This is a genomic window from Croceibacterium selenioxidans, assembly GCF_018599195.1.
GTDB lineage: Bacteria > Pseudomonadota > Alphaproteobacteria > Sphingomonadales > Sphingomonadaceae > Croceibacterium_A > Croceibacterium_A selenioxidans.
On record NZ_JAHFVK010000001.1, the window covers coordinates 822670 to 844460 of the forward strand.

Annotated in this window: 20 protein-coding genes; 10 read left to right on the plus strand and 10 right to left on the minus strand. The window is 63.6% G+C overall.

Features of this window, described 5'->3' with window-relative positions; genetic code table 11:
- The first annotated feature begins 93 nt into the window (after positions 1 to 93).
- Both KK137_RS04080 and lepA read left to right on the plus strand, forming a co-directional pair.
- Positions 94 to 2295, plus strand: a complete 2202-nt coding sequence (locus KK137_RS04080) for an EAL domain-containing protein (protein ID WP_250893572.1) — start codon at positions 94 to 96, stop codon at positions 2293 to 2295.
- Positions 2296 to 2333: 38 nt separating this feature from the next.
- The gene (lepA, locus tag KK137_RS04085) at positions 2334 to 4154 is read left to right on the plus strand and encodes a translation elongation factor 4 (protein ID WP_214534749.1); all 1821 of its coding nucleotides are present in this window, start codon (positions 2334 to 2336) and stop codon (positions 4152 to 4154) included.
- 6 nt (positions 4155 to 4160) lie between these two features.
- Here lepA and KK137_RS04090 read toward each other — a convergent pair whose 3' ends face one another.
- The 4 genes from KK137_RS04090 to KK137_RS04105 all read right to left on the minus strand — a co-directional run bounded on the left by KK137_RS04090 (position 4161) and on the right by KK137_RS04105 (position 7240).
- Complete coding sequence (locus KK137_RS04090; protein WP_214534750.1) at positions 4161 to 4460, minus strand: CcdB family protein; 300 nt, start codon at positions 4458 to 4460, stop codon at positions 4161 to 4163.
- A gap of 147 nt (positions 4461 to 4607) precedes the next feature.
- Complete coding sequence (locus KK137_RS04095; RefSeq protein ID WP_214534751.1) at positions 4608 to 4862, minus strand: type II toxin-antitoxin system CcdA family antitoxin; 255 nt, start codon at positions 4860 to 4862, stop codon at positions 4608 to 4610.
- A 205-nt stretch (positions 4863 to 5067) separates the two neighbouring features.
- Positions 5068 to 5946 (minus strand): hypothetical protein, encoded by an 879-nt coding sequence (locus KK137_RS04100; protein WP_214534752.1) that lies wholly within the window; start codon positions 5944 to 5946, stop codon positions 5068 to 5070.
- 505 nt (positions 5947 to 6451) lie between these two features.
- Positions 6452 to 7240: a hypothetical protein gene (locus KK137_RS04105; protein ID WP_214534753.1), complete on the minus strand. Its 789-nt coding sequence runs from the start codon at positions 7238 to 7240 to the stop codon at positions 6452 to 6454.
- Positions 7241 to 7426: 186 nt separating this feature from the next.
- On the opposite strand from KK137_RS04105, the gene KK137_RS04110 reads away from it, so the two are divergent.
- Positions 7427 to 8383: an HWE histidine kinase domain-containing protein gene (locus tag KK137_RS04110; protein ID WP_214534754.1), complete on the plus strand. Its 957-nt coding sequence runs from the start codon at positions 7427 to 7429 to the stop codon at positions 8381 to 8383.
- Between the two features lie 3 nt (positions 8384 to 8386).
- Here KK137_RS04110 and KK137_RS16545 read toward each other — a convergent pair whose 3' ends face one another.
- The gene (locus tag KK137_RS16545) at positions 8387 to 9412 is read right to left on the minus strand and encodes a methyltransferase (RefSeq protein ID WP_214534755.1); all 1026 of its coding nucleotides are present in this window, start codon (positions 9410 to 9412) and stop codon (positions 8387 to 8389) included.
- 190 nt (positions 9413 to 9602) lie between these two features.
- Here KK137_RS16545 and KK137_RS04120 point away from each other — a divergent pair, with 190 nt between their 5' ends.
- Positions 9603 to 10469, plus strand: coding sequence for a bestrophin-like domain (locus tag KK137_RS04120; protein WP_214534756.1), 867 nt, complete (start codon positions 9603 to 9605; stop codon positions 10467 to 10469).
- A 4-nt stretch (positions 10470 to 10473) separates the two neighbouring features.
- On the opposite strand, the gene KK137_RS04125 is transcribed toward KK137_RS04120, so the two are convergent.
- Positions 10474 to 10986 carry a hypothetical protein gene (locus KK137_RS04125; RefSeq protein ID WP_214534757.1) on the minus strand — a complete coding sequence of 171 codons (513 nt, stop codon included), beginning with the start codon at positions 10984 to 10986 and terminating at the stop codon, positions 10474 to 10476.
- 139 nt (positions 10987 to 11125) lie between these two features.
- On the opposite strand from KK137_RS04125, the gene KK137_RS04130 reads away from it, so the two are divergent.
- On the plus strand, positions 11126 to 12058 hold the full coding sequence (locus KK137_RS04130; RefSeq protein WP_250893574.1) for a CmcJ/NvfI family oxidoreductase: 933 nt from the start codon (positions 11126 to 11128) through the stop codon (positions 12056 to 12058).
- Between the two features lie 93 nt (positions 12059 to 12151).
- Complete coding sequence (locus KK137_RS04135; RefSeq protein WP_214534758.1) at positions 12152 to 13672, plus strand: PQQ-dependent sugar dehydrogenase; 1521 nt, start codon at positions 12152 to 12154, stop codon at positions 13670 to 13672.
- A 6-nt stretch (positions 13673 to 13678) separates the two neighbouring features.
- Here KK137_RS04135 and KK137_RS04140 read toward each other — a convergent pair whose 3' ends face one another.
- The 3 genes from KK137_RS04140 to KK137_RS04150 form a co-directional block, all read right to left on the minus strand.
- Positions 13679 to 13915, minus strand: a complete 237-nt coding sequence (locus tag KK137_RS04140; RefSeq protein WP_214534759.1) for a twin-arginine translocase TatA/TatE family subunit — start codon at positions 13913 to 13915, stop codon at positions 13679 to 13681.
- Between the two features lie 65 nt (positions 13916 to 13980).
- A complete protein-coding gene (locus KK137_RS04145) occupies positions 13981 to 14451 on the minus strand; it encodes an HAD family hydrolase (protein ID WP_214534760.1) in 471 nt (156 codons plus the stop codon).
- A gap of 89 nt (positions 14452 to 14540) precedes the next feature.
- A complete protein-coding gene (locus KK137_RS04150; RefSeq protein WP_214534761.1) occupies positions 14541 to 17480 on the minus strand; it encodes an EAL domain-containing protein in 2940 nt (979 codons plus the stop codon).
- 156 nt (positions 17481 to 17636) lie between these two features.
- On the opposite strand from KK137_RS04150, the gene KK137_RS04155 reads away from it, so the two are divergent.
- Positions 17637 to 18440, plus strand: a complete 804-nt coding sequence (locus tag KK137_RS04155; RefSeq protein WP_214535956.1) for an outer membrane protein assembly factor BamD — start codon at positions 17637 to 17639, stop codon at positions 18438 to 18440.
- Between the two features lie 49 nt (positions 18441 to 18489).
- On the opposite strand, the gene KK137_RS04160 is transcribed toward KK137_RS04155, so the two are convergent.
- Positions 18490 to 18828: a PilZ domain-containing protein gene (locus tag KK137_RS04160; protein ID WP_214534762.1), complete on the minus strand. Its 339-nt coding sequence runs from the start codon at positions 18826 to 18828 to the stop codon at positions 18490 to 18492.
- A gap of 180 nt (positions 18829 to 19008) precedes the next feature.
- On the opposite strand from KK137_RS04160, the gene recN reads away from it, so the two are divergent.
- From recN to KK137_RS04175, 3 genes are read left to right on the plus strand one after another with little or no spacing between them, the layout of a single operon-like run.
- A complete protein-coding gene (gene recN, locus KK137_RS04165) occupies positions 19009 to 20673 on the plus strand; it encodes a DNA repair protein RecN (RefSeq protein ID WP_214534763.1) in 1665 nt (554 codons plus the stop codon).
- Positions 20670 to 21347 (plus strand): GNAT family N-acetyltransferase, encoded by a 678-nt coding sequence (locus tag KK137_RS04170; RefSeq protein WP_214534764.1) that lies wholly within the window; start codon positions 20670 to 20672, stop codon positions 21345 to 21347. The genes recN and KK137_RS04170 overlap by 4 nt, the downstream gene beginning before the upstream one ends.
- A 21-nt stretch (positions 21348 to 21368) precedes the next feature.
- The gene (locus tag KK137_RS04175; protein ID WP_214534765.1) at positions 21369 to 21788 is read left to right on the plus strand and encodes a hypothetical protein; all 420 of its coding nucleotides are present in this window, start codon (positions 21369 to 21371) and stop codon (positions 21786 to 21788) included.
- Positions 21789 to 21791 lie beyond the last annotated feature (3 nt).

Genomic DNA, 21791 nt, shown 5'->3' on the forward strand with positions numbered 1-21791 from the left:
TTAGCGGTTCGGTAAGCCTGCTCCGCTATCAATAATGCATAACGAAATAACGGGCGCGCGGTCTCTGGTTTTTGAGGTTGTCGTAAGGTGGTCATGCGCAACATGCTTCGGGGTCTCGGCGGCAAGGGAGCCGGGGGGAACCCTGTGTCCGGTAATGGCGCGGTGCGGACCCTCGATGCCAGCCAACGCCTGGCGATGCTCGACGCCTTCGAAGAGGCCGAGATCGGATGGTTCTGGGCCACCGACAGCGACAATCGCCTGATCTACTTGTCGGCTTCGGCCCTGCGCAAGTTCGGCGACCAGGGGCAGATCATCGGAAAGCCGCTGGCTTCGCTGGCGGAAGCCGTCACGGCCGACGGGGAGGAACGATCGGAGCGGCCGCTGTCGTACCTGCTGGGCGCCAGGAGCACTATCAACGCCGTCACCGTCAAGATCGAGGTGCCGGAGGGACCGCTATTCTGGTCGCTTAGCGGAAAGGCCCAATTCGACGAAGCCGGCCGTTTCCTGGGCTATCGCGGCAGCGCTCGCGACGTCTCCAGCTTGCGCGAACAGCAACGCGACGCCTCGCGACTGGCGCAGTTTGATTCCCTTACTGGGCTCGCCAATCGTCACCGCATGATCACTCGGCTGGCGACGATGCTGACGGCCTTCAAGGCCGCGAAACGAAGCTGCGCCTTGCTCATGATGGACCTCGACCGGTTCAAGCAAGTGAACGACACGCTGGGTCATCCGGCGGGCGACGAGCTGTTGAAGCAGGTCGCCCAGCGCCTGCAGCGCATCGTTGGGGCGCCGGCGGAAATCGGGCGTCTGGGTGGCGACGAGTTCCAGGTAATCATCCCGGACATAGACGACCGCGGCCAGCTTGGCGACATGGCGCAGCGGATCATCCAGATGGTCTCACAGCCCTATTCGCTGGAAGGGCGGCGGGCGATTATCGGCACGTCGCTCGGCATCGCAATCGCGCCTTATGACGGCATCGAGCCCGAAGAGTTGATCAAGAGCGCCGACCTTGCTCTCTACGCCGCGAAAGGGGGCGGGCGGGGGCAGTACCGCTTTTACTCGAACGACCTCAAGGACTCCGCTCATCAGCGGCGCGAGACCGAGGAAGACCTGCGCGATGCTCTCGCACGCGGTGAGCTGGAGCTGCACTACCAGCCGGTCGTACGCACTTCGGACAATATCGTCACGGGCTTCGAGGCGCTGATGCGCTGGAACCATCCGGAGCGAGGGGCGATCAGCCCGGGCGAATTCATTCCGATCGCCGAGGAATCCAACCTGATCGTCGTTCTGGGAGAATGGGCGATCCGCCAGGCCTGCGCCGACGCGGCGCAGTGGCCGGGGGACTTGCGCGTCGCGGTCAATGTCTCGGCGCATCAGTTCACGACCGAAAGCCTGCCGACCACGATCACCAGCGCCCTGGCATCGAGCGGCCTCAAACCCGAACAGCTCGAGCTGGAGATCACCGAGACCGTCTTTATGGGGGACGTCGAGGCAGTCGAGCAGATGTTCAAGCGGCTCAAAAAGATCGGCGTGAAGCTATCGCTCGACGACTTTGGGACGGGCTATTCCTCGCTCGGCTATCTGCGCAAGGCGCCCTTCGACAAGATCAAGATCGACCAGAGCTTCGTGCGCGGGTGCACCGAGAAGGACAACACCAACTTCGCCATCATCACCGCCATCGTCAGCCTGGCGACGGCGCTCAAGATGGAGACCACGGCCGAAGGCGTCGAGGCGATGGACGAGCTCGGCTTGATCCGCACTCTCTCGGCCACCAACGTGCAAGGCTTCATCTACTCTCGCGCGGTGCCGCAGGCCCAGGTCGTCGAAAAGCTCGCAACCGGGGATCTGACCTACAAGCCGATGGGGCCAGCCAAGCACCGGGCCGATCGCCGCACGCTGTTCCGCATGGTCGGCATCATCCACGAGGATCACCGCTACGACGCCATGCTGCGCAATATCTCCCGCACCGGTGCGATGATCGAGGGCTTGCTCGACGTTCCGGTGGGGACCGACCTCGTCCTCGACCTGGGCGAAGGGCAGCTGGTGGTGGCGACGGTCAGGCGATCTCAGGATGCGACGCAGGGGCTCGAGTTCGAGACGCCGCTGATCAGCGATGGGGCCGATGGCCTGTGTACCCGCCATCGCGTCTCGCCTTATGCGCTCGCGGCCGCGGGCATGCCGCTGCGCGCGCTGCCTCCGGGCAGTTACGGGATGCCCGGCATGTCCCTGGCCGAAGGAAGCCGGCCGCGGTTCATGCAGGTCGACCTGTCGGCGCTATCCTCGCGCGCGGCCTAGCCCTTCCATCCCAACAGGACAGGCTCTAAGGGCGCGGGATGACTGATCTCGCGCGTATCCGCAATTTTTCCATCATCGCCCATATCGACCACGGGAAGAGCACGCTTGCCGACCGGCTGATCCAGGCCACCGGCGGCCTCACCGACCGCGAGATGAGCGAGCAAGTCCTTGATAACATGGACATCGAGCGCGAGCGCGGGATCACCATCAAGGCGCAGACGGTGCGCCTGAACTATACAGCCAACGACGGGCTGCTCTACGAGCTCAACCTGATGGACACCCCCGGCCACGTCGACTTCGCCTACGAAGTCTCGCGCAGCCTGGCTGCCTGCGAGGGTGCGCTCCTCGTCGTCGACGCCGCGCAGGGGGTGGAGGCGCAGACGCTCGCCAACGTCTACCAGTCGATCGAGCACGACCACGAGATCGTCCCCGTCATCAACAAGATCGACCTCCCCGCCGCCGAGCCGGAAAAGGTCCGCCACGAGATCGAGGACATCATCGGCCTCGACGCCAGCGAGGCAGTGCTGACCAGCGCCAAGTCCGGCATCGGCATCCAGGACGTGCTCGAAGCCGTGGTCGCCAAGATCCCGCCGCCCAAGGGCGACCGCACCGCGCCGCTCAAGGCCATGCTGGTCGATAGCTGGTACGATCCCTACCTCGGCGTGGTCATCCTCGTCCGGGTGCTCGACGGGGTCATCAAGAAGGGCCTCAACGTCAAGTTCATGCAGGGCGGCACCGAGCACCTGATCGACCGCGTCGGCTGCTTCACCCCCAAGCGCATCGAGCTGCCCGAGCTCGGCCCGGGCGAGATCGGCTTCATCACCGCGCAGATCAAGGAGGTCGAACAGGCCCGCGTCGGCGACACGATCACCACGGTCAAGAACGGCGCCACCCAGGCGCTCCCCGGGTACAAGGAAGTGCAGCCGGTGGTGTTCTGCGGCATGTTCCCGGTCGACGCCGCCGACTTCGAGAAGCTGCGCGAATCCATTGCCAAGCTGCGCCTCAACGACGCCAGCTTCAGCTTCGAGATGGAGAGCAGCGCCGCGCTCGGCTTCGGCTTCCGTTGCGGGTTCCTCGGCCTCCTGCACCTGGAGATCATCCAGGAACGCCTCAGCCGCGAATACGACCTCGACCTCATCACCACCGCGCCGAGCGTGGTCTACCGCATCAAGCTGCGCGCCAGCCGCACTGACCCTGCGGGCGAGATCCTGCTGCACAACCCGGCCGACTACCCGGACCCGAGCCGGATCGAGACCATCGAGGAGCCGTGGATCAAGGCGACGATCTATACCCCCGACGAGTACCTCGGCTCGATCCTCAAGCTGTGCCAGGACCGCCGCGGCATCCAGACCGACCTCACGTATGTCGGCGGCCGCGCCCAGGTGCAGTACGAACTGCCGCTCAACGAAGTGGTGTTCGACTTCTACGACCGCCTCAAGTCGATCACCCGCGGCTACGCCAGCTTCGACTACGAGCAGATCGGCCTGCGCGAAGGCGATCTCGTGAAGATGAACATCCTCGTCAACAACGAGCCGGTCGACGCCCTGAGCATGATCGTCCACCGCGGCGTAGCCGAGGCCCGCGGCCGGCACATGTGCGAGCGCCTCAAGGACCTGATCCCGCGTCACTTGTTCAAGATCCCGATCCAGGCCGCGATCGGCGGCAAGGTCATCGCTCGCGAGACCATCGCCGCCCTGCGCAAGGACGTCACCGCCAAGTGCTACGGCGGCGACATCAGCCGCAAGAAGAAGCTGCTCGACAAGCAGAAGAAGGGCAAGGCCCGGATGCGCGAGTACGGCAACGTGAGCATTCCGCAGGAGGCGTTTATTGCTGCGCTGCGGATGGGGGATGAGGGGTAGGGCCCCTCAGACCCCGCTGATCAGCACGTTGAGTGCGCCGACGATCTCGATGTGATGCTCGGCCAGCGATCCGACCGTTTCCCCGAGTTCACGCCGATGAACGGCGGAGGCGGCCTGTGTCAGCATGACGTAGTCTTCGCCCCCGATTGAAAACACCGGATTGAGCTTCCGAGCGGGCTGGGGCGCGTCCTTGAGCGGGATCAAGGGGACGACGAAGCGGCTATCGATGGGGTCCAGCAGGTCCGACTGACAATCGAGCACAAGCGTCTTTCCCGCGGTCAGCCGGTGCACCTGGAATTGGGCCATGGTCAGTATCCATCCCCCTCCCGCCTGCGGGAGGGGCTAGGGGTGGGCGCGTGAGTTGCAACGCTCCGCTTGACGTGTCTGACCCACCCCCGGCCCCTCCCGCAGGCGGGAGGGGGATATGGTCGTGCTGGAGAGGCCTAAGCGAGGTCAGAACAGCCGCTGTTTTTCGAGCGGCAAGCCGTGCGCTTCGACGTAGGCGTTATAGGAATCCAGCGCCTCGCGATTAGCCTCGGTCCACTGCGATGCCCGCACTTCGGCGATGGTTTCCACCAAGCCGCGTTCGCACGCTTGCGAGATATTGATTCCCAGTTCGCGGGCAGCTTCCAAATGCTCGCGGCCGAGCGAGACATTGGTTGGGCGTCGGCTGGACGGGGTGGTTTTGGCAAGCGCCGCTTGAGGCATGTGCATAAGACATGCGCAAATGTTAGTGCATGCAATCCCCGAGATGGAGCAATTGATGTTATGCCTTGCTCCGAAAATTCGCAGGCGGCACTTACCGCCGCGCTGCGGATGGGGGGCAAGGCAGGGGCTAGAGGCGCCGCTTATCGCAGGTCAAAGCGCCTCGACATCTCGCTGCGATACCCGGCGGATTCGGGAGCCTCGCCAACTAGTTGGAGAGCGCTCCTTCAAGCACCGTTCCCAACGCTTCCATCAACGCGGCGCGGTTCGCTTGAGCCAGGGCGATCTGCTGCCTGCGGCTTTCCAATCGAGTGTTGGCTTCCGTCACGGAAAGCACCACTGAGGTGGGCAATGTTACGGTACCGGGGCCTGAAGGAAGCGGCAACACAGGTGACGCTCGTGCGGAGCCGGATACCGGGAAATCCTTCCCCGGAGCAAGTCCTTCGAAATCCATCGCGTAGGCTGGCAGCGTCACCAGCTCATTCGAGCCGTCTTGCGTCGCAACATACTGGATGGTTATCGACACTGTAGCGTTAAGTTTGTCGCCGTCTTTGGTCAGAACGCTGCTGGAGCCAAGCCAACCGGTGACCGGTTCAATCGTAAATGCTGTAGTACCGATTAACCTAAGCGCGACGACATACGCAGAACCATCGCTGGGTTCCTCACCACTTCGCCGGATTAGAATGCATGTCATCCTTGAGCTAGTCGGTCCCGAAAAGGTCTCTTTCGTTATAACGCCAGACCAGGTGTTGGACATCGTGGCCAATTCCCGCTCCTCACGCCGCGACAATTCAGTCTCGATCGAGCGAGTAAGCAGATTGAAAGCGAACAATATAATTGGGGCGATGGCTGCCGGGAGAAATTCTGGAATATTGCTTTGAGCGTTGTCGCCGGACTCACATCCTTGCGCGACTGCCTTCGCCCGAAGGGTCTTCAAAGCATCGTTGTTGAATTCGTCAGGCTTAACGTCATGTAGCCAGTTAGCCCTCGTTTCGCCTTTGGCCCGTGCGGCCGCAGGGAGTGTTGCAAGCATTGAGGCGCTTACAACGAGTGCCAAGACCCTGTGAGTTACTTTCGCGTTGCGCATGCCCCGCCCACTGCGAAATGCTGGAGCGGTATTTTAATATAGTCGCGCAGTTTTGCCTTGTATAAACGCGACAATCAATAAGCGGTGTAAACACATTTATGTATAGTCACGCGAACATCGAGATTGTCCAAAAAATCAGGTGGTGTGGCCGAAGCATGCGGTCATTGGAACTCCCAATCCGTCCAGCCTGACTCGAATGAAAAATCCTTAATCGTATCCTAGGTTCGATGCGAGCGGGCTATCTCTTCACTATGTCCAAGTCTTCGCGAATCTTGATCTTTCAATGAGTTCCAGGAACACTATACCAATCCTCAGGGCGCCAGCCAGCGGCCCGGTCGGCGCGGACCTGGGCGCTGGCGGCTAGTTCATGCTCGAAGGCGGCTGGGGTGCGACGCGCGAGGACTTGGGCCTTGATCGCCTTGACCTTGCGCTTGATGCTGGCGGGGGCGTGAGGACAGAGAATGCCGCGACTTCCTATTCCGTGCGCCCTTTCGGCCTGCGCCCCTCACCACCCCTCATCCTTCAACGACCGCACCCTCGGCCCCACCTCAGGCTCTTCCACCGCACTCTCATCCCCCGACGCCGCCGGCAGCAGCGCCACCGCGCCACCGCCAATCACCCCCTCATCCTCATCCCAATCCTCATCCTCCGCCATCCAGTTGATGCCGTCTTCCTTCTCGATCCGCGCGGCTTCGTCGTAGGCGGCGCGGGCGCGGGGGCTCATGTTGGCTCGGCGGTTCTGGCGCATGGTGTCGATGAAGCGGTCGATGCTCTTGAGGGTCTCCTGCTCTTCCTCCTGGTCGAGCAGGAAGCGTTCGTGCTCCCATTCCGCGCGCCATTCCTTCTTCAGGCGATTGAGCGTGGTCTTGTCGGCGGCGTTGAGGGCGCGGGCGCGGCCGCCGGTGAAGCGGGCCGGGGCGCGGTTGCGGAGCATGAACATCAGCAGGCCGTCGTTGTACTTGGTGCGGGTGCCGACGAGCTTGCCGTAGGAATAGACCGGCTCCTCCGTCCCGTTGATCGCGCGGTCCATGGCGACGTCCTCGATCTTCTGCATGCCGATATCGAGCGCGGCCTGCCAGGCCTGGCGGAACTCCTCCGCCTCGGGGTGGCGGCGGAGGAGGTAGGCCCCCTCCGGCGCGCGATTGACGCGGCGGGCGGCGGACGTGACGCTGCCGGTCTCGGCCAAGGCCTCGACGAAGGCACGCTGGACTTCGGGGCTCCAGCCATTGTGGCGCGTTTTCAGGCGCGGAACCGGGGTGAAGGTGGGGAGGGTGGTCTTGGGCTTGTCCTGCATGAGTCGGCGTCCTCTGCGGCTTTGTTTGCGTCTGGGGGGCGAGTCGCGTGACCCTGGAACAAAAGGAGACCTGTAGGAAAGTTGTTTCTCAACGGCTTGGCTCAAATCCTTAACCTTCACGCAGTTTTACCGCGACGATGACAGCGGATGGGAGTATGCTGCAGCGCGGTCGTAACAGGGGACGTGGTGGAACGAATTCCTGCCATCAGGCGGGCCATCCTGGCGGACAATCCGTTTTGGAAGGCGCTGCTGGGGAGCGCGGTCGCGGTGGCCGCGCCTACGGGCTTGCGCTGGGTGATCGACCAGGGCGAGGCGGGGATTCCCTTCGTCACCTATTATCCGTTCGTGGTGGCGACAGCGCTCCTGCTCGGGTGGCGTTGGGGGGCTCTGGTGGCGCTGGTCTCGACGGTGATCGCCAACCGGGTGTTCCGGGTCGAGCCGCTGCTGGATTCGCTGGATGCGAGCAACTGGGTACTCGGAGTGATGTTCGCGCTCTCGTGCGCGGCGCTGGTTTGGCTGGGCGACGCGGCGCGGCGTCTGGTGCGCGAGCAGGAAGAAGCCGAAGCGCGCGAGCGGCATTTGAACCAGGAGCTGATGCACCGGGTCAAGAACATGATGGCGACGGTCAACGCGCTTGTGATGCTGACCTCGCGGCATAGCGACCCGGAGAACTTTACCGCGGCGCTCGCGGGGCGGATGCGGGCGCTCGACCGGGCGACGGGGATGCTCGGCGTCGATGCGGACCGGCAGTGCGATCTGGGCAAGCTGGTCGAAGGCGCGATCGAGCCGTTCAAGGGGGAGGGCAACTTCGTGGCCTCAGGCCCGCCGTGCCGCTTGCCCCGCCAGTCGTGCGTGCCGCTGTCGCTGGCATTGCACGAGCTGTGCACCAATGCCGCGCGGCATGGGGCGCTGTCGGCCCCCGGGGGGAAGGTGGAACTGCTGTGGACCTTGCGCGAGGTCGAAGGCGAAGGGGTGCTGACGCTCTATTGGCGCGAGCAGGACGGACCGCCAGTGGCTGGCGAGCGGCGCACGGGCATGGGCACGCAGCTCCTCCGCGTCCAGGCTGGGATCGACGAGTGCGACCTCGAGTTCGCGCCCGAAGGCGTGAAATGCCGGATAGCGATCGAGGGGGTCGAGCTTTAGGACCTAGGGCTTGGTGGCGCTGACCAGCGAGTAATAGCCGCCGCCGGTGCGGACGGCCTGCACGTCAGTGAACCCGGCACTCTCGAGAATGTCGCGGAACTCGGCGAGCGAGTACTGCTTGCCGAGCGTGCCGACCAGCATCAGCAAGCTGAATGACGCGGCGTGCCAGGGGCCGGCGCCGTCGTCGTCCATCAGGATCTCGTTGAGAAAGATCCGCCCCCCGCTGGGCAGCGCGGCAAAGCTCTTCCGGGCGAGAAGCTTGTTGGTCTCGACCGACCAGTCATGAAACACATTGGAGAAGAAGTGCGCATCGGGCCCAACCGGCCACTCCTCGGTGAACATATTGACCGAAGCGGTCGAGACCCGGCCGGTCACGCCCTCACGCTCGACATAATGCTCTGCCTCCTCGGCCATCGCGGCCAGGTCCAGCAGCACGACCTCCAGCCGAGGGTGGGCCTTGGCGATCTCGATCCCGTAGACGCCCGAGCCGCAGCCGACGTCCATCAGCTGCTCGACCTCGTTGAACACCGCCTGCGCCGCCGCGCCTCGAGCCGGGGCCATGGAGTGGGCGTGCATGAAAGCGGCGATGCGCTGCGCGGCCTCGGCGCTCATTTCGCCGCGCTCCCACTCCGGAGCGCCCGAGTTGAAGCCCTCGGGCCGCTTGCCTGTCTTCATCGCTTCGAGAAGCTGGGCGTGGAGCGGGTTGCTCTCGCGGAAACGGTAGAGGAAACCGCCCCAATACCCTTCCGCGTCCGGGTGCAGCCACGTCCGCGCAGGGGGCAGGGCGCGCCATTTGCCTTGGCGCTTCTCGAGCAAGCCAGAAGAGGCCAGCGCTCCCAGCAGAATGCCTAGCGCGTGGGGCGCCAGGTCGAGACGCGTGGCAAGCTCGTCGGTTGTTAGAGGTTCGTTGCCGAGCTCCCGGAACACGCCGGTCTCGTCGGCCACGGTGGCCGCGGGGAGCCGGAACTGGGATTCCCACATGTCCCAAATCACGCGATCGTCGTTAGTCGGCGGCAATTGACCCGTCACGCTTCGCCCTCCCAGCCCGTTTGTCGTTTTCGAGCAAGGAACATAGCCAGCTGCGGGCGGATGTCGACGCCGAGTTCTGCGCCAAAGGCACGGACCTCCCGATGTTTCCCGTGGCAGACCCGGGGTTCCCCCGGATGGCGTGATTGGCGAAGCGCGGCTGATATCGCCACTCTCGCGGGAGGTCACAGGCATGGAGGAATTGGTGGGCCTCAACGCAGCCGAGCGGCTGTTCCTGATGATACCGATCTACCGCGTGGTCCTTGGCGTTTTCGTGCTCTTGATCCTTTCGGCCATCGGCGGAATCTGGCTCCGGCGGCGGTTCTCCGGGAAAGACGGGACGGGCGGCACGGGCTTCGAGGGCGAAGGCTATGTCGTCACGGCCGCCTCGGGCCTGCTCGCGCTGCTGTTGGGTTTCACCTTTGCAATGGCAGTCGACCGCTTCGACGAGCGCCGCATGCTGGTCATCGACGAAGCGAACGGCATCTATTCGACATACCTCCTGGCCCAGACCTTTCCCCAGCCCGACAGTGGTCGCATCAGCTCGACGCTTCTCGCCTATCTCGATCATCGGCTTGCGGTTTCGCGCAAATCCCCGATCGATCAAAAGCCCGGAGCCTTGCAGCTTGATCGACATCTGAAAGCACAGCTCTGGCGAGAATCGCTGGAAGCTACCCGCAACCTTCGTGACGACGTGGCCTCGACCTATCTTCAGACCGCTGCTCAGACTCTCGAGGTCGGAGCCACGCGAGAGGCGATCCGCCTGGCGCGAATTCCCCCGTTCATTCACGTCGTGCTGTGGGTCTTCTCCGCGATTACCGTGACGGCGTTCGGCTTCAGCTATTACGGGCGGGCGAGGTGGCTGGGCCTTTGTGTGATCATTTTCCTGCAGACGCTCGCCCTGGCGCTGATACTGGACCTCGATCGGCCCACCTCGGGGATCATCCGGGAGTCGCAGTGGGCCCTGGAAGACGTGAAGCATCGCCTCCGCGATACTCCGCCGTCGGAATTCCTGCCGAACAATCAGACATCGGCCCCGGAAGCCCCAGGCGGGTTGTAAACCGCTAGTTCGAGACAACGGCCTTCTGCGCGCAGGAGCTCAGGCGAGCCACAGCGCTCCGCACGCCGTTGAGGTCGTAGCCAACCACAAGCTTGTCCTTGTCCATGAACCCCAGGCTTCGGCTGGCCGAAAGGTCAGCCAGGATCTGCCGCACATTCCGCTCACCGCTGAAACCCGTGGTGAAACGATAGGCCTCACCGTCACGCTTGTAGCTGAGTTGGCGAGAACCCCAGGCGTCGTCATACTTCTCTCCGCCGTTGTCGAGAAACACGATCGACCACGCGACAGAACCCGTTCCCGGTAGAGCTGTGGCGACCGAGTTCGTCGTAGCGAGAGTGACAAGCTGATGCGCGGCATCATAGCTCACTTCCAGTGTCGTCGATCCGAACTCGGGATGAGAAAACGTCTGCCGGATGCTGCACGCTCCGTTGTCGGCATGTAGGGGCCAGGGACCCGTCTGAGCGTAAGCTGCGCTTGTGCAAGTCAGTAACGCCCCGAGCGCTAAAACCGTCCTCATTGCCAACATCTCCCCCAATTCCTCCAAGGCAGCTTATCGCAAAACCGAACCATGTCCCAGTCCCGCATTGGCCACCAGCTTGCACCCGCGTAGCAAGATGGGCATTGTAACGGACGATAGAATTACTGGAGAGGCAACGATGGCGACAGCCGCACGCAACCTGGGCGCTTCGGCGGAATTTGATCGGATGGAGGAAAGCGCTCGACAGGTCGAAACCTCGATCCGTTTCGTCGACCCGGGTGATTTCGTGACCCGGCGCTATGTCCGCGCAGGGGCGGAGATCAACACCGGGACTTACTCGGACCACCGGGTGACCGTGCGCGACGCCATGCCCATCCGCGACCATTTCGAGCTCGACGTCCACGGGTTCCGCATTGCGACCCAGCCGACCGCCGTGAAGGACTTTCATGACAAGGACGAGGTCGATCGCGTCTACGAACGCGAAGTCGAAGAGCACATTCGCCAGCTAACCGGGGCGGACAAGGTGGTTGCTCGCGGGTGGATGGTGCGCACGAGCGCGGACCTGACCAACCGGGCCCAGGAGAAGACCGAGAACTACCAGCACAGCGGCGGCATCCAGCCCCCGGCGGGCGAGGCTCACGTCGATCTCAACACCGCCACGGCGCAGCGCATGGCCGAGTTCACCTACAAGAAGAACTTCCCCGATGGGCCGGGCTACAAGCGCTTCCTCATCACCAGCTACTGGCGCACGTTTTCCCCACCCCCGCAGGACGTGCCGCTGGCCCTGTGTGACGGCCGGTCCAGCTTCGCGGGCGAAGAGAAATCCAACACCCTGTTCGTAGTCGATGAGTTCCCCGTGGGCGACGCCCTGACGGCGCCGGTCGAAGGGGAGGGTGCCATGATGGCCGCTTCGATCTTCAGCCATTCGCCCGCGATGCGCTGGTGGTACTTTTCGAATATGACGCGCGACGACGCGCTGCTGTTCAAGTTCCACGACAGCGATCATTCGCACACCTGGCGCTGCCCGCACACCGCGTTTCACGATCCCAGCTTCCCCGATGCGAATATTCGCGAGAGTATCGAGGTGCGTTCGGTCGCTTTCTGGGAATAACTCACCCGGCGGTAAGCGCCGTCGGTTCTATTGCCTTCGCTCGCACGGTACGGTGGCCAGACCTCATACAAGAGGAGGCCGCCGGCAGTGCCTATGGGACAGGCAGCACTGCGTGTGATTCCGTTGTCGCTAGCCGTGCTCTTGGCGGCTTGCGGCGGCGGAGGCGGTGGTGGTGGTTCCGCCAACTCGGCACCGATGTTCACCTCCGCGGCGACGGCTTTGGTTGTGGAGAACAGGGCCGGCACGATCTACACCGCCAATGCCAGCGACCCTGACGGCGACGCTGTTACCTTCTCAATTTCAGGCGGAGCGGACGCGGCCCTGTTCCAGATGACCGGAGTAGGAGCGCTGTCGTTTCTGGCCCCGCCGGACTTCGAGGATCCCGCGGACGCCAATCGCGACAACGTCTACGAAGTCGCTCTTGCGGCCAGCGACGGAATGGCGAGTTCGACTCTGGCGCTGAGGATCACGGTAACCGACGCCACCACCGGCAGCTTCGTAGTCCGACGTGTCGGCACCGGCTTCAGCGCGCCGATTTTTGTCACGGCCATGCCCGACAACAGCGGGCGGATGCTTGTCGTCGAGCGGGCCGGGCGAATCCTGATCCTCGACCCGGCGAGCGGGGCGATCGCCGCAACGCCGATGCTGGACATAACCGGACAAGTTTCGACTGACGGCGAGCGGGGCCTGCTGGCCGTGGCGCTGGCGCCCGATTATGCCACAAGCGGGCGGGCTTATGCCTACCTCACCGCACCGGATGGCTCGATTCAGGTGCGCCGTTACACCTCGTCCGCCAGCCATCGCGATGTCCTCGACAGCGCCAGCGGGGACGTGCTCCTTTCCATTCCCCACCCGAGGAACAACCACAACGGCGGCTGGCTCGGCTTTGGCTCCGACGGGCTGCTCTATGTAGCAACCGGCGATGGCGGGGGAGGCAACGATCCTGACGGCAACGGTCAAAATCGCGCGGCCCTGCTCGGCAAGATGCTGCGTATCGACGTTTCGCGGGACGATTTTCCGAACGATCCCGCGCGCGATTACGGCATTCCGGCCGCCAATCCCTTTGCCTCGGGTGGTGGGGCGGGAGAGGTCTGGCTTTACGGGCTGCGCAATCCCTTCCGGAACAGCTTCGACCGCGCGACAGGTGAGTTGTGGATCGCCGATGTCGGCCAGGGTGCGATCGAAGAGGTGGACCGCGTCCGGACCAGTCAATCGGGCCTCAACATGGGCTGGCCACTCTACGAGGGCAGCCAGCCCCTGTTGGGCTCCAATCCGTCGGGCCTCACCATGCCGGTGACAGAATATGGCCACGGCAGCGGCTCGCTGCAGGGCAATTCCATCATTGGTGGCTTTGTCTATCGTGGGCCAATCGAACCGCTGCAGGGCCTCTACGTGTTTGCCGACTTCGTCAGCGACAACGTCTGGACCGTACCCGTCGCGGGCTTAATGCCCGGCACCACGACGTCCAGCAGTGCCTTTACCAATCGCAACGCCGCCTTCACGCCCGACGCAGGAGACCTGGCGGGCATTGTCGGTTTTGGCGAGGACCAGGTTGGCAACCTCTATCTCGTCAGCATCAATGGATCGGTCTTCGCGATCCTGCCGTCGATCTGAAGCGGATCAGACTTCGCGCGATTCCGGGGCCTTGGCGGCCGATTCCTGGGTCGCTGCCGGAGGGGCGATCTGCGAGGGCGGTGCGGGGGGAGGCGTGGGACGATCTTCTTCCGCCATTCCCTTGCGGAAGCTCTTGATGCCCTTGCCGAAGTCACCCATCGTTTCAGAAATCTTGCCACGCCCGAACAGCACCAGAACCACGAGTGCGACCACAATCCAGTGCGTGATGGTAAAAGAACCCATCGTAATTCTCCTTGTCGCCCCTCAGATAGCAGCCGGAGATGACAGATAAAAGCGCTGCTCAGACCTTAAAGCGGTCCAAAGTAGGTTTGCAGCGCCGCGATGCTCTCCCGGGCGCTCCTGTGCAGGATGAACACGCCTCCGGCTTCCACCCACAAATGCTGGTGTCGGTCCTGGTCGTCGACGAGGACATCGCCTTCCCGCGCGTGGTCGCGCTTGTCCCGGGCCAAGGTGGTGATGATGCGCGTCCCAGGGAAATACTTGGCCGCCCAGCGCACCTTTTGCTCGGCGGCCCAGTTGCCGAGCGGCAGGCCGGTGAGGATGATCGGGTGCAAGTGGCGGACGGTGTCGAACAGTTCCATCGCGTCGCCCATCAAGGGCAGCCCAAAATAGAAGTCGGGCGCCCTGGCCAAAGTCTGCCAGAACCGGCCAAGCCCATGGCGCTCTACGAATTCCTTCGGGGGCAGTCCAAGGATCGCGGTGGCGCCCTTGTCGAAGTCGGCGAGCACTCCGTCGCAGTCGAGATAGAGCTGTCTCATGGCGTCGGGAGCCTCGTGCCGTGCGTCATACCGCGCGGAGTTGGCGCACGTTCGAGCGCTGGGTCAACAAGCTCGGTGTTCCGGCTGGTTCAATCCCGGTTCGCGACGAGTCGCAAGTCCCGTCCCCGAACGGGGGCAGCGGGCACGGCCGGCCGCAGGAAGCACCCTGATACCATAGTGGGAACCCGGCCTGCCGGGACCGCTCGGCTGAACAGAAATCCCTGACCGAAGTCACAGGCGAGTTCAATCAGACGGCGAGCCTGGCCCTGGCTTTCGATGCCTTCGGCCACGACCTTGATGCCGAGGCTGCGGCCAAGGTTGATCACCGCGCGGATAATCGCCTCGTCACCGGGGTCTTCCATCATGTCGCGCACGAAGCTCTGGTCGATCTTGATCGTGTCGACCGGGAACTGCTTCAGGTGACGCAGCGAGGCATAACCGGTGCCGAAATCGTCGAGAGCGATCTTGATGCCGCGCAGGCTGAGGAGGGCGAGTGCGCGGTGCACGTACTCCGCGCCTCGACCGAGGAACACCGTCTCGGTCACCTCGAGCTGGAAGCAACGCGTCGGAATGTCGGCCCGCTGAAGTTGCTCGAGCAGACGTTCGGCAAAATTGTCGCGCCGGAATTCGGCGGCCGAGGCGTTGACGGCGACGTGGCGGAAATCGACCCCTCGGTCGAGCCAGGAGCGGATGTCCTTGATCACCCGGTCGATCATCCGATCGCTAATCTGCGCCGCGACTTCTGCATCTTCGAACGCCGCCTCCAGAGCGGCAGGATGGCCGATCCTTCCATTCGGCATGCGCCAGCGCAGCAAGGCCTCGAATCCCACCAGGGCGCCGGTGGCGAGGTCCAGCTTGGGCTGGTAATAGGGAATCACTCGGTCCGAACTGAGCGCGTTGCGAGCCAGGTCGACCATCGAGTTGCGGCGTTTGACGTCCTCGCCCATCTGCGGCTCGAAGACCTTCACGATACCGCGTCCCGCGGCTTTGGCTGCGTAGAGCGCAAGGTCCGCATTTTTGAGCAAGGCATCCGGCGTAGCGCCGTGTTCCGGGAAAAAGCTCGCTCCGATGCTGACCCGGCAATCGATGATGCGTCCAGTGTGGATGAAAGGCTCACGCAACCGCTGCTGGATCGCTCGGGCGATGTGCAACAACGCGTGCTCGCCGTCCAGTTCGGGCATGACCACGGCGAACTCGTCGCCGCCGAAGCGGGCCACGGTGTCGCAATGACGGACCACGCCGCGCAGGCGCTTGGCGAACATCTTGAGGAGCATGTCACCCACGTCATGCCCAAGCGAGTCGTTGATTTGCTTGAAGTGATCCATGTCGAGCAGCAGCAGGCCGACCGCGCGGCCGCTGACGGCAGCGCGCTGGATGGCAGTGTCGAGCTTTTCCTGGAACAGGCTGCGGTTGGCGAGGCGGGTGAGCGCGTCGTGACTGGCGCTCCAGCGTACCCGTTCCTCGGCAGTCTTTTCTTCGGTGACGTCGCGCACAGTCATGATGATCCGGCGCAGACCCTGGTCCGCCTTGCTCGTGCGCCATCCGTTGATGGTGATCCAGCGTTCGGCGCGGTCGGAGGCACGGCGGATGCGGAACGACTCCTCGAACCGGCTTGCCTGACCGCTGCGAAGGGCTTCGACCTGTTCGCGGAACTTCGCCTGGTCGCCGGGATGGACGCATTTCTCCGCGGCGGCAAACCCGGGCTGGACGCCTTCTCCAAGACCGAAGATTTCGCGCAGACGCTCGGACCATTCCCGCTTGTGAAGCGAGGCGTCGTAGTCCCACACCCCGAGGCCGGCGGCCTCCGCTGCGAGGCGGAAGCGCTCTTCGCTTTCTCGCAACGCCTCTTCCGCCAGCTTGCGCTCGGTGATGTCGAGATGCGCGCCGATGCTGGAGACGGTCTTCCCCGACGTATCGCGGTGCCGCTTGGTGCGGCTGTAGATCCAGCGAACCTCCCCATTGTCAGGCCGCACGATGCGATATTCGCATTGCACGGTGTCGACGCGATAGACGGTTTCCTTGATCATCTGGCCGAACAGCTCGCGGTCGGCCGGGTGGACGATCTCCATCCACTCCGCCGCGCTGAGCGACTTCGTGCCCGCGGGCAGGCCAGCCTGTTTCACGAAATACTCGGACATTCGCGAGATCATGCCGGGCTTGGTCTCGAAGTCGGCGAGGCCAGTGGCTTCCTGCACCAGACGCAGCCGCTCTTCGCTGTGGACGAGCGCGTCCAGGGTCTGCTGTCGCTCGTTGACGTCTCGCGAGATGCACATGTGAACCCGGGAACCGTCGGGCATCCGGAACGGCACAGCGTGCGCCTCGACATGCCGTCGCCGTCCCAGAAGCCCGATCACTTCGTAGGTCCAGACGACGGATTCGCCAGCCATGACGCGTCTGTGCACATCGAGGCAGGAGTCCAGATACTCCGGAGGAACCGGTATGTAGCCGGGCGTCGAAAGGCTGGGGAGATCGGGCGCCTGGAGCAGCTCCAGCCCTCTGGGATTGATGTGGATCAGCCGAGCTGATTCGTCGAATATCTTCACGCAGTCCGGCATCGCGTCGAAGATGGCCTTCAACCTCGCCTCGCTGTCACGAAGCGCACTCTGCACCTCGACCAGGGCCGTGATGTCTTCGCAGGTGGTCACTGACAGGCCTTGGTCAGTGTCGCGGATCTTGATCGCGTAGGTCTTGTCGCCGCGACTCATCGTGCCGAACGGATAGTTGCTCGACCGAAGCTGCTTGCGAATGTCGGTCCGAATTTCTTCGACAGTCTTCCCGGCCGGGTAGTGGCCTGCCTCGATCCCGAGTTCGATCAAGTCGGTGCTTGTCATTCCAGGGCGAAGCGAGCCGGCGGGAACCTGCAGAATTTCGGAGTAACGCCGGTTGAGAAGCGTGATCCGACCCTCTGCATCGAACATGCAAAGGCCCTGATGCATATGCTCCAGGGCATCGCGGTGCAGCGCCAACTGCTCCTCGAGCCAAGCATTACGTTCTTCTAGCTCGGACAGGCGGACGGCCTGCTCTGACATATCGACTGATTCCCACCCTCGAAAGATGTGGTTTGCCAGAGAGTTGATAACGCAAACAAAGGCGCGACTAAGGAGTTGCGCGTAGCAAGCACATGCCTGGGAGCAACCATGGCGACTTCACTTGGCGTTCACGAACCCGCTGGCTATAGGCTGCGCATGACTGCTCGCTCACCGCACAAAATCGCTCTCATTGCCGCTGTCTGCGCGATGGTCCCGCTGACGGCGGGTTGCTCCATGTTCAGTGGAAAGGGCGGAGATCGGGATACGGCCTATGTCGCGCGAGACGTGGAATCTCTTTACGCTGCGGCGAAGGACCGGCTCGACCGTGGCGATATCAGGGTAGCGGCCGCTCTGTTCGATGAAGTCGAACGGCAGCACCCTTACTCGCCCTGGGCCCGTCGCGCTCAGTTGATGAGCGCGTTCTCCTATTACCTGATGCAGGATTACACCAAGGCGATCGACTCGGCGCAGCGGTTCCTGTCGATCCATCCAGGCAACAAGGATGCTCCCTACGCCTACTACCTGATCGCTCTCAGCTATTACGAGCAGATCAGCGATGTGGACCGTGACCAGTCGATCACGCAGCAGGCACTTACTGCGCTGACCGATATTCAGCGGCGCTATCCCAACAGCGAATATGCCGCCGATGCGCGGCTTAAGGTCGACCTCGTGTACGATCACCTTGCGGGCAAGGAGATGCAGATCGGCCGCTTCTACGAGAAGACCGGTCAATGGCTCGCAGCGCAGATGCGGTTCCAGAATGTGGTCGAGACCTATCAGACCACCAGTCACGCGGCGGAAGCCCTCTATCGCCTGACAGAAACGAGCCTCGCGCTCGGCCTGCCTGACGAAGCGAAGAAGTACGCCGCGGTGCTGGGGGCGAACTACCCCGGCAGCGAGTGGTACGAAAAGGCTTTCGCGCTGATGCAGAAGGAAGCACCGACGCAAGTCGGCGCCTGAGCCTCAGGGCGCTCTCAAATGACTTCTAGCGGTTTGAACCGGCCCGCCGTTAGCCTGAAGTGCCGTAGCGGCGCGCTTCGACCGGGCCTTCTCCGCGGCAGCAGGCAATCAGGCCACTGAGTTCGCCATTGAACAAAGCCTGGTCGAATCGCACACCTGCAATTCCGTTGTGAAACCAACGAATGTGGCCCTTGAGGCGCTGGTCGTTGACTTCGAGGGAAACGGCTTCACCGACGACAAAGGCTGCGCGGCCAAGGCTGCTGATGCGGCAACCTTCGGAGGACAACTCAATCATGAGCCCGTCCACCGGCTTATGGCCCGCCTTCGCGAGTTGCATGATTTGCCGGACAGCGTGACGCTTGTATGAGCGGATCGCCAGCACAGTCATCGAACTAACCCCCCATCTCAAAACTCGGTCAATTCGAAGTAAACAATATCTTTATTAACAAATTCTTCCACAGGTATTTTTGCGTGGCTGTTTTGACCGTGTTTTCGGGGTAGATTCCGTGGGCAGGCTCAGGCGCGCCGTTGCGCGGCGGTATGGGCTACCTTAAGACCTGAACGCGCCATGCTGACCTCGCTCGCGATCCGAAATATCGTCCTGATCGAGGCGCTGGATCTCGCCTTTGGGCCGGGCCTCGGCGTGCTGACGGGCGAAACCGGGGCGGGCAAGTCGATCCTGCTCGACGCGCTAGGCCTGGTCCTGGGCAATCGCGCCGAGACTGGGCTGGTGCGGAACAGTGAGGATCAGGCGAGCGTCACCGCGACTTTTGAATTCGCCGAACTTCCCGACACAATCCGCCTGGCGCTGGCGGAGGCCGAAGTGGAACTGGAGCCGGGAGAACCCCTGATCCTCAGGCGCCGGGTGAAGACTGACGGTGCGTCCAAGGCCTGGATTAACGACCAGCCGGTCGGGGCTGCCCTGTTGCGCGACCTGGCGCCCGCGCTGGTCGAACTTCACGGCCAGCACGACGACCGAGGACTGGTCAATCCCCGCGGGCATCGCGCCTTGCTCGATCGCTATGCGGGCGGTGACGTCGCGAGTGTAGAGGACGCCTGGGCGAAGTGGCGCGCGGCTGATGCGCGGCTCGATGCCGCGCGGGCGGCGATCGCCCAGGCCAGCGCGGACCAGGACCTGCTGCTCGCCCATCTCGCCGAATTGGACAAAATCGCCCCGGAAGAAGGTGAGGAAGAGCGTCTGGCGCTGTCTCGGGCGGACATGCAGAAGGGGGAGAAGCTCTCTGGCGATCTCGAGGCTCTGCGGCTGGTGTGGGATGGTTCCGATTCCGCCTTGGCCCAGTTGCGCGGAGCGGCGCGGCGGCTCGACCGGATCGGTAGCGAACATCCGCTCCTTGCCGAAGCGCTTGCGGCTCTCGATCGCGCGGTAATCGAAGCGGGGGAGGCCGAGGCGAAACTCGAAGCCGCCGCCGACGCCCTGACCTTTGATCCCGCCGAACTTGACCGGATAGAGACCCGCCTGTTCGAACTTCGCGCGCTGGCCCGCAAACACAATTGCCAGCCCGATGAGCTTCCCGCGACCATGCGAGAGTTACGTGCGAAACTGGACGCGATCGAAGCGGGGGATGCCGAAATCGGTGTGTTGGAGCGCGCGGCGCAGGAGGCCGGCCAGGTCTATCGCGCCCGGGCGGACATCCTGCACGCCGCTCGCGTAACGGCGGCGGATCGGCTCGATGCCGCTGTGGCGAGCGAACTGGCGCCGCTCAAGCTTGATGCCGCCCGCTTCAAGACCTCTGTGAGCGAACTGCCGGAGGACCGCTGGGGGCCGCAAGGTCTTGATGCAGTCGAGTTCCTCATCGCCACGAACCCCGGTGCGCCCTTCGCGCCGCTCAACAAGATCGCCAGCGGCGGCGAACTCTCCCGCTTCATCCTGGCGCTGAAGGTCGCCTTGGCAGAACAGGGCGGGGCGGCGACAGTGATCTTCGACGAGATCGACCGCGGCGTCGGCGGCGCGGTGGCCAGTGCGATCGGTGAACGTCTCGCCCGTTTGGCGGAGGGTGGACAGTTGTTGGCGGTGACGCACTCTCCGCAGGTCGCGGCGAGAGGCGGCATGCACTACCTCATCGCCAAGTCGAGCGAGGGCACGGTCACGCGCACCTCGGTTTCGCTGCTCGACCAGGCCGGACGGCAGGAGGAGATTGCCCGGATGCTTTCGGGGGCCGAGATAACCAACGAGGCGAGAGCGCAAGCGGATCGCCTGCTGGAAGGCGTATGAGCCATCCGCTCGACCGCCCGATCTGGAATGCCCTGACCACGCGGCAGGCGCATCTGGCGCTCGTGAGCGGCGCGGCCGTACGGATCGACCCAGCTTACGGCCCCTTCGCCGCCGCGCGCGACAAAAGCGAAGACGCGCAAGCGGCGTTGGTGGCCACCTTGCGCGGACCGGATGATCGGATCGGGGTGGTCGAGCGCGAAGCCTGGCCCCCACCGCAAGGCACGCAAGTGCTCGGCGGCGGCGATCTGGTGCAGATGGTCTTCGAGGGGCCCGCTCCCGAAATCGATCCGCGTATCGAACTCCTCACCGAAGCGGACGCACCGCAGATGGCCGAACTCGCTTTCGCGACCGAGCCCGGACCCTGGGCCTCGGGAACTCATCGCTATGGCGACTTCTTCGGCATTCGCCTCGGCGGTCGCATCGCCGCGATGGCGGGTGAAAGGTTGTTGTTGCCGGGTATGGCGGAGCTTAGCGCCGTTTCGACCTGGCCCGAGTTCAGGGGGCAGGGCCTGGCCGGGGCCCTCGTGCGGGGCGTGGTGCGCGGCTTCCTCGATCGCGGCGACACGCCTTTTCTTCATTGTTACGCTGCCAACGCGGGGGCGATACGACTTTACGAAACTCTCGGGTTCCGGACCCGCGCGCAACTGACATTCACCATACTGGCGCTCGCCTGACGGGACGCTAGGAATAGGCCGATGTTTCGCTGGGTTTTCCTGTTCGCGGTCGCACCGCTTGCTGCCTGCGTTTCGGCAACCGGTCCGTTGCCGAAGCTGTCCGGCGATCGCGGACAGCCAGAGCTGGCGCTGTTGGAGCATGTCCTGACAGGTCATTTTGCCGGGTCAGCAGGGGGGTCCCGAACTTGCGCCGCTCTGCTGCCCAAGCCGTTGACGGCAAAACAGGAGAAAGCTCTGGTCGAACGGTTCGTGCGGTTGGCGCCCGCCGCTCAGTGCGGTCCGGGTGATGCCGTCGTACAGGTCTACGATTTCGCCTGCGCTGACGCGGGCGCTTGCAGCGGTTGGGTGACGCGCCCAGGGGTACCTGCTGTGCGCTATACGATGCAGTTCGAGGGCGGTAGTTGGCGTTTCGATGGGGATTTGCGGGTGATTGCCAAGTGAACA

Bases quoted from the DNA above. Each gene is read 5' to 3' on its own strand.
- KK137_RS04080 (WP_250893572.1), top strand. From the start codon at position 94: ATGCGCAACATGCTTCGGGGTCTCGGCGGCAAGGGAGCCGGGGGGAAC.
- lepA (WP_214534749.1), top strand. From the start codon at position 2,334: ATGACTGATCTCGCGCGTATCCGCAATTTTTCCATCATCGCCCATATC.
- KK137_RS04090 (WP_214534750.1), bottom strand. From the start codon at position 4,460: ATGGCCCAATTCCAGGTGCACCGGCTGACCGCGGGAAAGACGCTTGTG.
- KK137_RS04095 (WP_214534751.1), bottom strand. From the start codon at position 4,862: ATGCCTCAAGCGGCGCTTGCCAAAACCACCCCGTCCAGCCGACGCCCA.
- KK137_RS04100 (WP_214534752.1), bottom strand. From the start codon at position 5,946: ATGCGCAACGCGAAAGTAACTCACAGGGTCTTGGCACTCGTTGTAAGC.
- KK137_RS04105 (WP_214534753.1), bottom strand. From the start codon at position 7,240: ATGCAGGACAAGCCCAAGACCACCCTCCCCACCTTCACCCCGGTTCCG.
- KK137_RS04120 (WP_214534756.1), top strand. From the start codon at position 9,603: ATGGAGGAATTGGTGGGCCTCAACGCAGCCGAGCGGCTGTTCCTGATG.
- KK137_RS04125 (WP_214534757.1), bottom strand. From the start codon at position 10,986: ATGAGGACGGTTTTAGCGCTCGGGGCGTTACTGACTTGCACAAGCGCA.
- KK137_RS04130 (WP_250893574.1), top strand. From the start codon at position 11,126: ATGGCGACAGCCGCACGCAACCTGGGCGCTTCGGCGGAATTTGATCGG.
- KK137_RS04135 (WP_214534758.1), top strand. From the start codon at position 12,152: ATGGGACAGGCAGCACTGCGTGTGATTCCGTTGTCGCTAGCCGTGCTC.
- KK137_RS04140 (WP_214534759.1), bottom strand. From the start codon at position 13,915: ATGGGTTCTTTTACCATCACGCACTGGATTGTGGTCGCACTCGTGGTT.
- KK137_RS04145 (WP_214534760.1), bottom strand. From the start codon at position 14,451: ATGAGACAGCTCTATCTCGACTGCGACGGAGTGCTCGCCGACTTCGAC.
- KK137_RS04150 (WP_214534761.1), bottom strand. From the start codon at position 17,480: ATGTCAGAGCAGGCCGTCCGCCTGTCCGAGCTAGAAGAACGTAATGCT.
- KK137_RS04155 (WP_214535956.1), top strand. From the start codon at position 17,637: ATGACTGCTCGCTCACCGCACAAAATCGCTCTCATTGCCGCTGTCTGC.
- KK137_RS04160 (WP_214534762.1), bottom strand. From the start codon at position 18,828: ATGACTGTGCTGGCGATCCGCTCATACAAGCGTCACGCTGTCCGGCAA.
- recN (WP_214534763.1), top strand. From the start codon at position 19,009: ATGCTGACCTCGCTCGCGATCCGAAATATCGTCCTGATCGAGGCGCTG.
- KK137_RS04170 (WP_214534764.1), top strand. From the start codon at position 20,670: ATGAGCCATCCGCTCGACCGCCCGATCTGGAATGCCCTGACCACGCGG.
- KK137_RS04175 (WP_214534765.1), top strand. From the start codon at position 21,369: ATGTTTCGCTGGGTTTTCCTGTTCGCGGTCGCACCGCTTGCTGCCTGC.